The sequence below is a fragment of the Acidovorax sp. sif1233 genome (genome assembly GCF_019218755.1).
Lineage (GTDB): Bacteria > Pseudomonadota > Gammaproteobacteria > Burkholderiales > Burkholderiaceae_C > Acidovorax.
On sequence record NZ_JAHUWZ010000003.1, the window covers coordinates 34453 to 47744 of the forward strand.

The 13292-nt window shown below is 72.4% G+C and carries 13 protein-coding genes; 5 read left to right on the forward strand and 8 right to left on the reverse strand.

The features are described 5' to 3' along the window. Positions 1 to 3: 3 nt before the first annotated feature. The 6 genes from KW843_RS11915 to KW843_RS11940 form a co-directional block, all read right to left on the reverse strand. Entirely contained in the window at positions 4 to 612 is a 609-nt protein-coding gene (locus tag KW843_RS11915) for a phage tail protein (protein WP_218295370.1), read from the reverse strand. 8 nt (positions 613 to 620) lie between these two features. Next, positions 621 to 1223 carry a phage tail protein gene (locus tag KW843_RS11920; RefSeq protein WP_255591122.1) on the reverse strand — a complete coding sequence of 201 codons (603 nt, stop codon included), beginning with the start codon at positions 1221 to 1223 and terminating at the stop codon, positions 621 to 623. A 22-nt stretch (positions 1224 to 1245) separates the two neighbouring features. Next, positions 1246 to 2334, reverse strand: coding sequence for a collagen-like protein (locus KW843_RS11925; RefSeq protein ID WP_218295371.1), 1089 nt, complete (start codon positions 2332 to 2334; stop codon positions 1246 to 1248). A 154-nt stretch (positions 2335 to 2488) separates the two neighbouring features. Next, positions 2489 to 6334 (reverse strand): AAA family ATPase, encoded by a 3846-nt coding sequence (locus KW843_RS11930; RefSeq protein WP_218295372.1) that lies wholly within the window; start codon positions 6332 to 6334, stop codon positions 2489 to 2491. Positions 6335 to 6477: 143 nt separating this feature from the next. Beyond that, the gene (locus KW843_RS11935; RefSeq protein ID WP_255591121.1) at positions 6478 to 6915 is read right to left on the reverse strand and encodes a cupin domain-containing protein; all 438 of its coding nucleotides are present in this window, start codon (positions 6913 to 6915) and stop codon (positions 6478 to 6480) included. A gap of 161 nt (positions 6916 to 7076) precedes the next feature. Beyond that, a complete protein-coding gene (locus KW843_RS11940) occupies positions 7077 to 7832 on the reverse strand; it encodes a sulfite exporter TauE/SafE family protein (protein ID WP_218295373.1) in 756 nt (251 codons plus the stop codon). Positions 7833 to 8016: 184 nt separating this feature from the next. Here KW843_RS11940 and KW843_RS11945 point away from each other — a divergent pair, with 184 nt between their 5' ends. Next, complete coding sequence (locus KW843_RS11945; protein WP_218295374.1) at positions 8017 to 8994, forward strand: LysR substrate-binding domain-containing protein; 978 nt, start codon at positions 8017 to 8019, stop codon at positions 8992 to 8994. A 27-nt stretch (positions 8995 to 9021) separates the two neighbouring features. Here the strand turns inward: KW843_RS11945 and KW843_RS11950 are convergent, their stop codons facing one another. Beyond that, a complete protein-coding gene (locus tag KW843_RS11950) occupies positions 9022 to 9663 on the reverse strand; it encodes a pyridoxamine 5'-phosphate oxidase family protein (protein WP_218295375.1) in 642 nt (213 codons plus the stop codon). A gap of 93 nt (positions 9664 to 9756) precedes the next feature. Between KW843_RS11950 and KW843_RS11955 the strand changes: the two genes are divergently transcribed. Continuing rightward, the gene (locus KW843_RS11955; RefSeq protein WP_218295376.1) at positions 9757 to 10686 is read left to right on the forward strand and encodes a LysR substrate-binding domain-containing protein; all 930 of its coding nucleotides are present in this window, start codon (positions 9757 to 9759) and stop codon (positions 10684 to 10686) included. Positions 10687 to 10707: 21 nt separating this feature from the next. Here the strand turns inward: KW843_RS11955 and KW843_RS11960 are convergent, their stop codons facing one another. Further along, entirely contained in the window at positions 10708 to 11274 is a 567-nt protein-coding gene (locus tag KW843_RS11960) for a carboxymuconolactone decarboxylase family protein (protein ID WP_218295377.1), read from the reverse strand. 150 nt (positions 11275 to 11424) lie between these two features. Here KW843_RS11960 and KW843_RS11965 point away from each other — a divergent pair, with 150 nt between their 5' ends. The 3 genes from KW843_RS11965 (at position 11425) to KW843_RS11975 (ending at position 13284) form a co-directional block, all read left to right on the forward strand. Beyond that, complete coding sequence (locus tag KW843_RS11965; RefSeq protein ID WP_218295378.1) at positions 11425 to 12312, forward strand: AraC family transcriptional regulator; 888 nt, start codon at positions 11425 to 11427, stop codon at positions 12310 to 12312. Between the two features lie 214 nt (positions 12313 to 12526). Continuing rightward, positions 12527 to 13024 (forward strand): hypothetical protein, encoded by a 498-nt coding sequence (locus KW843_RS11970; RefSeq protein ID WP_218295379.1) that lies wholly within the window; start codon positions 12527 to 12529, stop codon positions 13022 to 13024. Next, positions 13021 to 13284 carry a hypothetical protein gene (locus tag KW843_RS11975; RefSeq protein WP_218295380.1) on the forward strand — a complete coding sequence of 88 codons (264 nt, stop codon included), beginning with the start codon at positions 13021 to 13023 and terminating at the stop codon, positions 13282 to 13284. The genes KW843_RS11970 and KW843_RS11975 overlap by 4 nt, the downstream gene beginning before the upstream one ends. Positions 13285 to 13292: the final 8 nt, after the last annotated feature.

Here is a 13292-nt window from a genome sequence, read left to right on the forward strand (position 1 = left end):
CCGCTAGTTCCGCGTGGGGTACGTGCCCCCCACGCAGATGATGTAGTTCAGCGCCAGCGACGGCGGCAGCCTCTCGAACGACTGGGTGGAGCCCGCGCTCCCCACCGACGTGAGCGCCAGCCGGGTGTCGGGCGCGACCGCCGCGAAGGCGCCCGCCTCCGGCACCGCGGCCAGCGCCATGCCGGCAGCGGGCGTGGCGCTGGTGGCCGCGCCGCCCGCCGCCGCCACCGCGTGGCTGTGGGGCGGCAGGTTCCAGTGCTGAAGCCACATCTGCTCGTCGCCCCGGTGCGTGCCTTCGACGACGTCGGTGGCCAGCCCTAGTCCCTGGCCCGTGCCCACCGGGATCCGGCTGCCCAGATGGGGCAGGTTGAAGTGGGTCATGCCGTCGCCGCCCCAGGTGGTGCCCAGCACCGAGAAAAGCGCGTTGTGGTCGGTGATGCTCAAGGCCTGGCCGTTGGCGAGCATCCAGCCCACCGGCGCGTAGTCGCCCGCGAACAGCCGCACATCGCCCAGCAGGCAGTTGCCGGCCACCTGCGCGCCGGTGCCGGCGCATGCCAGCAGGCCCGTGCCGGCCAGCAGGAGCTGGCCCAGCCGTGTTCGCCGTGTTTGCATGGCGGTGCTCACGGCCGGACGGGGAAGTCACCCGCGGTGCAGATGATGTAGTTCATGCCCAGGCTCGGCGGCAGGATCAGGAACGCCTGTCCGTTGCCGGCGGACGCCACGCTGGTGGCGGCCAGCTGCACCGACGGCGACGCGGCGGCATACAGCCCCGCGTTCTGCGCCACGGCCAACACCTTGTCGCTGCCGGGGGTGCCCGTGGTGGCCGGGGCATTGCTGGCCACGTTCAGGGCATGGATGTGCAGGGGCATCTGGCCGGTGGTCAGCGTGTGCGTCTCAGCGCCCCACTGGTCCCCCAGTGCGCGGTAGGTCAGTCCGAACCCTTGCCCCTCGCCGACCGCCACGCGCCCGCGCAGGTCCGGCAGGGCGAAGGTGGAGGATCCGTTGCCGCCGTAGGTGGTGCCCAGGATGCTGAACAGCGCTGCCGTCTGGGCGTTGAGGGCCAGCATCTGCCCCTGCGCCAGGGCCCAGTTGCGGGGCGCGAAGTTGCCGGCAAACAGGCGCAGCTCACCCATCATGCATTCCTGCTGCGCCATCACGGGCGATGCGCCGGCGGCCAGGGCGGCCGCCAGGGCCAGGGAAGCAAAAGCGTGGTTCTTCTTCATGGCATGTCGTTCTCTTGATGCATCACTGCGCGGCGATGAAGCACACCGGCTGCGCCGTCTCGGCGCTGTCGAGCCAGCCCAGCGCCAGCGTGACCGCGCCGGCCGCCTTGGCCACCGGGTGCACGGCGCGCGCGCGGCCCGTGGGCGCGGCCCGCGCGTCCAGCACCAGCGTGTAGCCGGCGCTGGCGAAGGCGGTGGTGAAGGTGATCTGGTGCTGGCCGGTGCCGCCGTCGTAGGCCACGGTGTAGCCCGTGCCGCTGCCGGCCTGCCCCACGCTGAAGCAGCCGTGCACCAGGTTGCCGGCGCCGCCGCCAGCCGGGCCGGCGGGGCCCTGCGGCCCGGCAGGCCCCTGCGGCCCCTGGGCGCCGTTGCAGACGTAGGCGGTGGCGGAGACCTCGCCCGCGTCCAGCACGCCGTTGCTGTTCGCATCGCTGCCACCCTGCACCCGCGTGCCGCCAGTGGCGCAGTTGGCGCCAACAGCCTCGGCGGCGGTGGCGATGAGCGCCCGCACGCCCGCCGCGCCGGTGGGACCGGCCGGGCCGATGGGGCCGGCCGCTCCCACTGGACCCGCCGGCCCCTGCGGGCCGGTGGCCGCGCCGCAGGCCCAGCCGGTGGCCGTCTGCAGCAGCGTCTCCCCCACGGCGCACACCTGGCCGATCTTGGCGGCGGTGACCGCGCCGTCGGCGACGGTCTTCGCGCTCAGGGCATAGGGCGCGCTGGACAGGGGCATGCGCGGCGCCAGCTCGGCGGCGCCGTTCACGCTCACGCCCAGGTAATACGGCTGGTCGAACGGCAAGGCCAGCGGGGCGATGCTGCCCAGCTGCACGCTGAAGACGCCGGTCGCCAGTGCCACCGCCGGATGGGTCTCCTCCCACAGCGCCGAGCCGCCCGTGGCCGCATCGTAGAGTCGGAACTGCAATTGCACGGGCCCCGCCAGCGGCCCGCCACCAGGCTGGGTGAGCTGCCCCTGGTAGCTGACGGAGGCGGGCACCGCCGCATGGCTGCCTTGCGCCGCCAGCCCCCAGCCCAGCGCCAGGGCCATGGCAGCGGCACGCACGGTGCCACGCCATGGGTACGCCGCCTCGGCCTTCTTCGCTGCATTCACGACCATCCCGCCTCCTCCCTGTTACGCCGCGCCGCGGCACCTTGGACAAGGGGCGGATTGTGGAAAGCAGGGCGTTGACAGAGCGTTGAATGCCGCGATCGCGGCCCTGGACCGGGCCCGCGACAAAATGCCAGGGGGGCAGGCCGCCGCGATGCTTCCGTCAGGGACGCATGGCCGCGGCCGCCGCGGTGCACTGCGCCAGGCATTCCCGTGCCTCGTGCAGATCCGGGTTGCCAGGCAGGTCCGAGACGCGAGCCAATGCGGGTTCGAGCAGCGCCGCCGCTTCGCCGCAGGCCCCCTGCGCCGCCAGCAGGCGTGCGATGCGCGTGGCGCTGCGCAGCGCAAACAGGGCCGCGCCGCAGGCCTCGGACCGCGCCAGTGCGTCGCGGTACAGCCGCAGCGCCGGCGCGGTGTCGGACGGCCGCAGCTGCAGCAGGGCATCGCCCCGCAGGCGCAGGAGTTCTGCGACGAAATGCGTGTCGTGGTGCGCGGCCGCCTTGTGCAGCGCCTCGTCGATGGCGGGCAGCGCCTCGGCGCCACGGCCCAGGTGCAGCAGCGCATCGATGAGGAACGCCATGAAGGTGATCTCGATCACGCGGAACACCTGCCGCGCGCCCTCCAGGCCCTCGCGGATGGGGGCCAGCGCGCGGGCATCGCCCTGCACCGCCTGCGCCCAGCCCAGCACCGCCGCGGCGGCGGCCTGCCACAGCAGCAGCCGGTGGTGCTGCGCGTAGGCCAGCAGTTCGGCGCTGAGGGCGGCGGCGTGCTCCGGATCGCGCAGGTGGCGGTAGAGCACGGCGGCGCAGCTGAACGCAAAGCCGAAGCTGTGCGCGTGGCCCAGCGCGCGTGCCAGGGCCACGTTGTCATCGGCCAGCGCCCGCGCGCGCGGCAGGTCGCCCTCGATCCAGTGCACCCAGGCCAGCAGGGCGCGCGCGGCGATGCCGATGTCCTCGCCGAACCGCGCGATCGATTCGGCACTGCCCACCCGCGTGCTCCAGCCGATGGCCGCCTCCAGGTGCCCCCGCGAGCGCGCGAACTCGCCCAGCCACAGGGTGTTGTTGCCGTAGGCGTACTCCACGGCCATGCGCCGCGCCGGGTCGGCGCTGCCCTCGGCCATGCGGGCCAGGCGGTCGGCGTATTCCAGCGGATGCTCGTCCTCGCTGTGGCGCCCCACCATCCACAGCCCCCACATGAGCGGGAACAGGTCCATGCCCGGCGGCGCGCTGGCGGCGAGCGCCCAGGCGCGGTGAAAGCAATCCCTGGCCGCGTCGGAGCCATAGCCCTGCGCGCCCACCAGGGCCGTGCCCAGGCCGACCTGCAGCAGCAGCTCGTCGCGCGCGCGGCCCGGGTCGTCCTCGGGCAGCGCCTGCACGGCGGCCAGGCCCGCATAGAAGTCGTGGATGGCCTCCCCCAGCACCGAGCGCGATGCGGCCTGGGTGCCGGCCACCCACCAGGCATGCGCAGCGGCGGGATGGATGGATTCGGACAGGTGGTGGGCAAGGATTGCGGGATAGGCCCGCACACGCTCGGAAAAATCGGTGCGCAGCGCCTCGGCCAGCCGGGCATGCAGCCGCCGCCGCTCGGCCTGGGCCAGCGATTCGTAGGCGGCCTGGCGGATGAGCGCATGGCGGAAATACAGCGGCCCGCCGAGCCGCCGCCGCACCAACCCCGCGTGCTGCAGTACCTCCAGGCCGCCGCCCACATCGTCCTGCGGCCCGGCGATGGCGCGCAGCAGGTCCTCTCCGAAGTCGCGGCCGATGCAGGCCGCGTACTGTGCGATGCGCTTGGCCGGGCCCATTCCATCCAGGCGCGCGGCCAATGCGTCCCACAGCGTGGCCGGCACCTCGCTGTGGCCTGCGCCCCCCGCCAGAGCGGCACGGGCCAGTTCCTCGGCGTACAGGGGCACCCCGTCGGCGCGGCCCACGATGGACGCCATCTGGGAATCCCCCAGCCGCGTGCCGCCCTCCAGCTGCGTCACCAGGGCGCGGATGGACTGGTACGACAGCGGCGCCAGTTCCAGTTGCACCGCCAGCCTGGCGGCCAGCGGCCCATGCGGCTGCGCCCGCGTGGTGCACAGCAGGAGCAAGGGAGCATCGCGGTCTGGCACCAGCATGCGCTCGAGCAGCTCCGATGTGGCCTGGTCGGCCCAGTGCAGGTCCTCCACGACGAGAAGCAGCGGCCGGCCATCGCTGCCGGGGCCGAACAGCCGCGCCAGCAGGTGCTGCTCGCGTTCCTTGCGCTGGGCCGGGTACAGGGGCTGCGCAGCGGCGGCAATGCCGGGGTCCATGGGCAAGCCCAGCAGGTGCAGCAGCACGGGCAGCTCCGCCAGGGTGGCCTCCGTCCCCAGCTCTTGCAGGACCTGGACGGCGGCCTGGACAGCGCCCTGGTGCGCATCGGCGGGCGTGCCGTGGTCCAGCCCCATCTGGCGATGCAGCTGCTCGACAAAGGGAAAATAGGGGATGTGGGCCGACTCGGCCTGGCAGGCCACTTCGGCGACCCGGCCGCCACAGGCCCGGACCTGCTGGGCCAGGGCCGCCGCCAGGCGGGACTTGCCCTTGCCCGCATCGGCCCGCAGCAGCACGCCCACCTGCCGCCCCCGCTGCGCGTCGCCCCACGCGGCCAGCAGCCTGTCCAGCTCCTGGCGCCGCCCGACCAGGGGAGAGGCGGGGCGCTCCTCCGCATCCCCGCGGCGCATGTCCTGCCTTCGGGCCAGCAGCACCGCCGCGCCCTCCTGGGCAGAGCCCCATTGGAAATGCGTCTCCAGGATGCCGCGCAACGCGGCGCTGGCCAAGACGCCCCCCGCCGGCGCGGCCTGCGCCATGCGGCGCGCCGTCCTGGTGAGCGTGCCCGCCGCATCGGGCGGGCCTTGGGATTCGGCCACAAAGGCCCAGCCCGCGTGCAGGCCCACGCGCGGCACGAGGTCCGCCGCGCAGCCCGCGGCACGCCACGTCTGCACCAGGGCGAGAGCGGCCTGCGCGGCGTCGCGCGGCGCATGCTCGCGCGCGCTGGGGTAGCCGAAGAAGGCGAGCAGCTCGCCCCCCTGCGCCGCGACCACATGGCCTGCGTACCCGCGAACAAGCCCGCTGCCCTGCTCCAGCAGCCCCGCCAGCGCGGCGGCGGCGTCCTCGGGGTCCATGCCGTCGCGCGGCTCGAAATCGCAGGCCAGCACGGCAAGGCGGCGGCGTTCCGGCAGCGCCAGGCCCTCGGGCCGCGGGGATTGCGGTGCTGCGGCGGCGCCGATGCGTTCGACCAGCGCCACGGTCTGTGGCTCCGGCTCGGCCCCCAGCTCCTGCGCGATGGCGCGGCGGTACGCGGCATAGTGCGTCAGCGCCGCGGACGGGCTGCGGCGCGCGAGCAGCCGCAGATAGCTGCGCTGCAAGGGCTCGCGCCACGGGTCCACCTCGATGGCGCGCTGCGCATACTGCAGCGCCTTCGCGGCATGGCCCTGCAGCTCGTGGTGCGCCACCAGCCGCTCCAGCATGTCCAGCGCCTGGCGGTGCAGCCCTTCGCGCCGCGCGGCCAGCCATGCCTCGAACTCGGGCGCGTCGGGCAGGTACAGCCCCGCCAGCAGGGGCCCCCGGTAGTGCGCCACACACTGCTCGAGCAAAGCCGGCGCATCCACGGGCACGCCGGCGCCCGCGAGGAAATCGGCCACGTCCAGGCGGCAGCCGGCGCCGGCAAGCAGGCGCAGCGTTTTCTGGGACGCTTCGATCAGCGGCGGGGATCCCGTCGCCGTCGCCTGCGCCTCGCCCAGCGCACGGCGCAGGTCGAAGAGGCAACCCCGCAGGTTGGCGCGGGCCCGCTCGGCATCCACCTGCGGCCACAACAGGTCGGCCAGGTGCTCGCGGCGGTGCTCGCCAGGCTCCAGGGCCAGGTAGGCCAGCAGTGCGCGGACCTTGTCATAGGGGAACGCGGTCACTGCCTCCTGTCCGCGCGAGATGTCGAACCCGCCCAGAAAGCGCATGGCCAGCTCGCGCGAAAGAGGCCCGTTCACGAAGGTAGTCAAGGTGCGAAGAGAGGAGCAGCGGGGGACGGGAAGGAATGGTGCGCTGGCGGGCACCGCGGCATTCTATGTGCCGCCCGCACGCAGCCCGGCCGGCCCCCCGCCGCCCAGCCCCTGTCACTGCGCGGGGCCGCGCCACGGCGCCCTCACTGCTCGGCGATCACATCCACGAACACCAGCGGCTCGGTGCCGGTGTTGACCAGACCATGGGATTCGCCCTTGCGCACGATGGTCACATCGCCCGGCTTCACGGGCACCTCGCGGCCGTCCTTGTCGCGGAAGGTGCCACGGCCCGAGACGATGATGTAGGTGTCTTCATTGGTCGTGTGCTTGTGGTAGCCGATGGAGTCGCCCGGCTGCAGCGTGAGCCAGCTGATCTCCTTGATGGCCTGGTCCCTGGACGCCTTGTCGCGCGTGAACGCGTACTCGCCGATCAGCGTGCCCTTGCCGCCGCCGGCGGCCTCCTTGCTGGCCTTGATCAGTTCTTCCTTGGCGTACACCTCGGCCAGGGCCGGCGCGGCCAGCAGGGCCAGAGCCAGGGCGGCGCCCGCAGCCCGTGCAAGCGATTTGTTGTGTGTTGTCATAAGTCTCCTCGGTGGATGGATGCCGCAGCCGCGCCGGTCAGTCATCCCGGCACACGCCGCGGCGGCCGCGCCCGCATGAGCAAGGCGCGTGCCGAAGGGCATGTTAGAGCCTTGGACGCCGTTGCGCTGCCGGGCCGTCAGGGTTCTGAAGGCGTGCGCCCTCACCCCAGCCGCGCCAGCACCCTGGGCGCACTCGCCACCAGCATGGCCACACCCGACAGCGTGAGCAGCCCGAGCACGATCTGGCGGAAACGCAGGTCGCTGATGCCGTGGTACAGCCGCGCGCCCAACAGCGTGGGCACCAGCATCGCCGGCACCACGATGGCCAGCAGGGGCAGCGCCTCGCGGGTGACCAGGCCGGTGGCCAGGTAGGTGATGAAGGTCACCAGCAGCATCGCCAGGTTGAAGTTCTGGATGATGGCGCGCTGCACGTCCTTGTCCAGACCGCGCAAGGTGCACCACAGCGTGGGCAGCACGCCGGTGAAGCCGCCCAGCCCACCCATCACGCCGCCCGCCATGCCCACCAGCGCGTCGGCCACGCGCCCGCCGCGTGTGATGCGGGGCAACTGCTTGGCCATGAGCATCGCCGGGCACCACAGCGCCAGCAGCGTGCCCAGGATGACCTTGAACGCGTCCATGTCCAGCCGGGGCAATACGGCCACCCCGATGGGGATGCCCACCAGGCCGCCCAGCACAAAGGGCAGCAGGCGCACCCGGTCAAAACCCCGGCGCACCGTGGCCGCCGCCACCAGCTGGCCCGTGAGCGCGCCGCACACGGTCAGCACGGCCGCCAGGCGCGGCTCCAGCGTCCAGGCCCAGAACGACATGGCCACCATGCCAAAGCCAAAGCCCGACAGGCCCTGCACGAAGCCCGCCGCCACGGCCCCCAGGGCCACCACCCACAGCACTGAATCCATTGCCTTGTCCCCCTTCTGGTTGTCCGCGTGCCCAAGGAGACTGGCGGTGCCTCTGCGCTCCCGCCAGCTCCACCCACCTGCCTGTTCGCTCCCTCGCTCGCTTCGCATTGTGGAGACTTCCCATAAGCAAAGCATCAGCAATTAATATCAAGCCATACAGTTTTCTGAATACCCCAAAAACCCGATGTCCACGCCCCCGCCCCTGGATCCGGAGACCGTCCAGGCCCGCCTTGTCTCGCGCCTGAAGGTGCGTCATCTGGTGCTGCTGCAGCAGATCGAGGCGCATGGCACGCTCACCCGCGTGGCGCACCACATGGCCACGAGCCAGCCCGCCATCACGCACGCGCTGGCCGAACTGGAGGCGATCTTCGGCGCGCCGCTGTTCGAGCGCTCCCCGCGCGGCATGGTGCCCACCGCGCTCGGCGCCGTGGCGCTGGCCCGTGCGCGCACCCTGCTGCAGGACCTGGGCCACTGGGCCCGCGACATGGAAGCGGCCAGCGCGGGCCGCGCCGCGCACCTGCAGGTCGGCGTGATCCCTTTCGTGCCGGGCCGCCTGCTGGCCGCGGCCATCGGGCAGACCCGGCCGCGCGGGCTGCGCGCCACGGTGAGCATCCACGAAGGCACCAGCGACCACCTGCTGCAGCGCCTGCGCGGGCACGAATTCGACTGCGTGATCGGCCGCGCATCCGCCGTGCTCGACATGGACGGGCTGGTGCACGAGGTGCTGTACCACCAGGAGCCGCGCCTCATCGCCCACCGCCGCCTGTCGGCGCGCCTGGCCCGCAAGCCCCTGGCCTGGGCCGAGCTGGCGGACCTGGACTGGGTGCTGGGCGCGCGGCAGACGCCCATGCGCGAGCAGATCACCGACTTCTTCCTGCGCGCGGGCGTGGTGCCGCCGCAGCCTTATGTGGAAAGCCTCTCGTCCAAGGTCATCGGCGAGCTGGTGGCGGCCAGCGAGCGGGCTGTCTCCATCGTGCCGGCCGACATCGCGCAGGAGCTGGTGCGCATCGCCGGCGTGGCCATCGTGCCGCACCGCTTTGGCTGGACGCTGCCGCCCATCACGCTGTTCCAGCGCCTGCGGGACGCGCAGCATGCCGAGGTGGCGCAGTTCGCGCAGGCGCTGCGGGGGGCGGCGGCGGCCTTCACGGCCGAGCAGGCCTGAGGGTTCGCGTCCGTCCGGCCGATCCTCTCAATACAGCGTCGCCTGCTGCCGCGCCGGCAGTTCCTGGTCGTACGCCGCGCCATCGAATGCGCCGTGCGTGAGGGACGCAAGGATGGCGCCGGGCGTGGGCACCGGTCGCGGGGTGCCGGGCGGCACGGCATCCCACAGGCGCGAGCGCTGGAGGGCACGCGCGCACTGGAAGAACACGGTCTCCACGTCGACCACGACCACGCACTTGGGCGGCTGGCCGTTGACCACGAAACGCGCGAGCAGGTCGGGCGCCACGCTGATGCGGGCACGGCCGTTCACGCGCAGGGTTTCGCCCACGCCGGGGATGAGGAACAGCAGCGCCACGCGCGGATCGGCCAGGATGTTGCGCAGGCTGTCGGCGCGGTTGTTGCCCCGGCGCTCGGGCAGCAGCAGGGTGGTGTCGTCCTGCAGTTGCACGAAGCCCGGCGGATCGCCGCGCGGCGATGCATCGAGCCCCCCGGGGCCGGTGGTGGCCAGCACCGCGAAGGGCGAGGCCTCGATCATGGCGCGGTAGGCGGGGTGGACGCGGGGCACCTCCTTGTGCACGGAGGCATCGCTGAGCGGCCCGAGCAGCGCCTCCAGGCGCGCCAGGGTGTCGATGGCATGGGGGTCGGGCTGCGCCGGGGCGGTGGCTGTCATGGCGGGTGGTTCAAAAAAAGGGTGGAGGGGATCAGGGCCAGGGGCGATGGTGCGCACGACGGCGGCCGCTGACAAACGACATCGCCGCCCGGCATGCGTGACAAAATCGCACACATGCCGCCCGCCACGCCACAGCGCCTGCCCCCGCTCCATGCGGTGCGCGCCTTCGCGGCGGCAGCGCGCCACCTGAGCTTCACGCGCGCGGCCATGGAACTGCATGTCACCCACAGCGCCATCAGCCGCCAGGTCCGCGCGCTGGAAGACCACCTGGGCGTGGCCCTGTTCGAGCGGCGCGTGCGGCAGGTGCTGCTCACGCCGCAGGGCCAGCAGTTCTTTGCACAGGTGGAGCCCGCCCTGGCGCAGATCGGCGCCGCAGCCCAGGCCCTGGCGACACCCGGGGCCCCGCGCACCGTGACCATCAACGTGCGCCCCTCGTTCGCCGTGCGCTGGGTCATCCCGCGCCTGCCGGGCTTCGTCGCGCAGTGCCCGGACATCGAGCCCAACGTGGTGACCAGCACGGTCACGCCCGACCACGCCACCGCTCCGTTCGACGTGGCCATCCGCCGGGGGCTGGCGGGCTGGCCGGCCGCGATCACGCCGCAGCCTTTTTTGCACGACCAGGCCCTGGTGGTGGGCACACCCGCGCTGTGGGCGGCCCAGCCGGTGCGCACGCCGCCCGACCTGGCGGCGCACGTGTTGCTGTGGTCACGTTCGCGCCCCGGCGACTGGGACGACTGGAAGCGCCAGGTGGGCGCCCCGCGCCTGCAACCGGCGAGCCAGCTGCAGTTCGACCACCTGCACTTCGTGCTGCAGGCCGCGCTGGACGGGCTGGGCTTCGCGCTCGCTCCCGCCTCGCTGGTGGCGCAGGACCTGGCGGCGGGCCGCCTGGCCTGCCCGCTGCCGGGGCTGGCCCTGCCGCTCACGCGCCACTACTACGGCCTGGCGCCCCAGGCATCGCCGCAGGCCCAGCGCTTCGCGGCGTGGCTGGAGCAGGAGCTGCAGGCGGCCCGCACAGTGGCGTGAGGGGCATGCAGCCCCCTCGGCTCAGCGCGCGGGGCGCAGCTTCACGCCGGGGAAGTCCACGGGCACGGCCAGCGCCACGTTCACGTAGTTGGTGAACAGGTTGAGCGCCACATGGGCCACGATCTCCACGATGTGCCCGTCGCTCCAGCCCTGCTCGCGCAGCGCCTGCACATCGGCGGCATCTACCTGGCCGCGCTCGTCGACCAGCTTGAGCGCGAAGCGCAACACCGCTGCGGTACGCGGGTCGGCGGATGCACCCGACTGCGCGGCGGCCAGCTCGTCGCCGCTCACGCCCGCCTTGCGGCCCAGCGCCGTGTGGGCGGCCAGGCAGTAGTCGCAGGCATTGCGGTTGGCCACGGCCACGGCGATCTGCTCGCCCAGCGCGGCGCCGATCTGGCCGCTGCCCAGCGCACCGAAGGCGCCCCACATGCTTTGCAGCGCGGCCGGCGAGTTGGCCACCGCGCGGAACATGTTGGGTGTGGCGCCGAAAGCGCCGTGGATCTGGTCGAGCAGCGCGCGCGCCGGGCCGCTGGCCGTGGAGCGGTCGACAAGGGGAATGCGGGCGGCGGAGGAGGCAATGGTGGACATGGTGTCTTCCTTGGAAATGGCATGGAGGTTGAAAGCCGGTGCGTTGGCCGCATCGGGTGCATGAACACAGCACCCCTGCAGTGTCTGGCGACATCGAATACCATTGGGCATCAATAGTCCATCATTCATACCAATACATCCAAAACAACCATGAGCCCCACGGAAAGCAGCCTCACGCCACCGTCCGTGCCGCTGGACCGCCTGTCCTCGCTGCTGGAACGGTTCAGGGTGCGGGCGCGCCTGTTCCACACCGGCCCGCTGTGCGGCGTCACCCATTTCGCGGCGGCGCCCGGGCGCGGGTTTCTGCATGTGCTGCGGCGCGGCGAGATGGTGGTCGCCCACCAGCCCCTGGCGGGGCCATCGGAGCGCCTGGAGGTGCGCGAGCCCAGCCTGCTGTTCTACGCGCGGCCGCTGGAGCATTTCTTTCACAACGCGCCCATGGAGGGCTCGGACTTCACCTGCGCTGCACTGGACTTCGATGGCGGCGCCAGCCACCCGCTGGCGCGCGCCCTGCCCCCGCTGGTGCTGCTGCCGCTGGCCCGCGTCGAGGGCCTGCAGCAGGCGCTGGATTTGCTGTTCGCCGAGACCGACCGCCTGCGCTGCGGCCACCGCGTGCTGGCCGACCGGCTCTTTGAAGTCGTGCTGCTGCAGTTGCTGCGCTGGCTGCTCGACCACCCCGAGGAGGCGCGGATGCCCCCGGGCCTGCTGACTGGCCTGGCCGACCCGCGCCTGGCGCGCACGCTCATGGCCCTGCACGATGCGCCCGGCGAGGCCTGGAGCCTGGAGCAGATGGCCGCGCAGGCCGGCATGTCGCGCAGCGCCTTCGCGGCACGCTTCAAGGCCGTGGTGGGCGAAACGCCCGCGGACTACCTGGCGCACTGGCGCCTCACCCTCGCGCAGGCCCACTTGCGCGGCGGGCGGTCCGTGAAATCGATCGCCCATGGGCTGGGGTATGCCAACCCGTCCGCGCTGTCGCGGGTGTTTGCGCAGAAGCTGGGCATGTCGCCACGCGCCTGGCTGGAAGGCCTCGCGGCATAGCCGTTCCTCCCACCCTGGCCCATCTTGCACGGCTCGACGCAAGGCCCGCGGGACGCCACAATGCCCTGCGCCCACCGCCATGTCTCAGCCGCCTTCCCGCAGGGCGGATTTTTGGGTCAAAACAGGCGTCAGCGCTTGTACCCATTGCGCAATCAGCTACTTTATTGATAGCAAATACCCGTGAACTGCCCAGCCCCCGGAAAGGACTCACGCCATGAACACAGCGCTCACGCAACTGGCTGCCGGCTGCGACCTGGCCAGCGAGGCCCACACGCCTCTGCGCCTGGCGTTTGGCCTGGCGTGTGTCGAGCGCGTGCGCCATCTGCTGGAAGACCCCGAGGCCATCGCGGGCCTGGACACGCTGGCGGCGTTCACGGCAGGCACGGTGGATGCAGCCACGCTGGCGAACGCCGCCGCCCGGATGAAGGAGGTGGCCTCGCACCACCGGGGCTCGCAGTCGCTGGACGGATCGGCCCATGCCGCCGTGTCGGCCACCTACGCCGTGGCCAACGCGCTCGCGGGCCGGGCGCTGGAGGCCGCCAGCTACGCGGCCTATGCCACGGTGTACGCGTATGGGGGGTATGCGGTGCAAGACCTCTCGGCCTTCGAGCCGGAGCACCAGTGGCAGGTGCTGGCATTGCAGCGGCTGCTGGACGATGCTCCGTCCGAACGGTCGGCACAGCCCGCCGCCGCCAGCCAGCCCGGCGCATGAGCCGTCAGCAGATTCCCGCCGCGCTGGCCGCCCCGCTGCGCATGATCCTGGAGGCCGAGCTGGCACGGGGCAACGTCATCGACGAAGTGGCGGACTGGCCGCCCCAATGCGAGCTGCTTGTGATCCTGCGCCGCCCGTTCGCGACGGCCTACCCCACCGGGCCCGGCGTGGCGTTCACCGCCATCGAAGACCGGCACTACTGGAAGTCCGAATACAACCTCGATGGCGGCCGGCAGACGCTGGCGTGCGGTTTTGGCTGAGCCGTGTG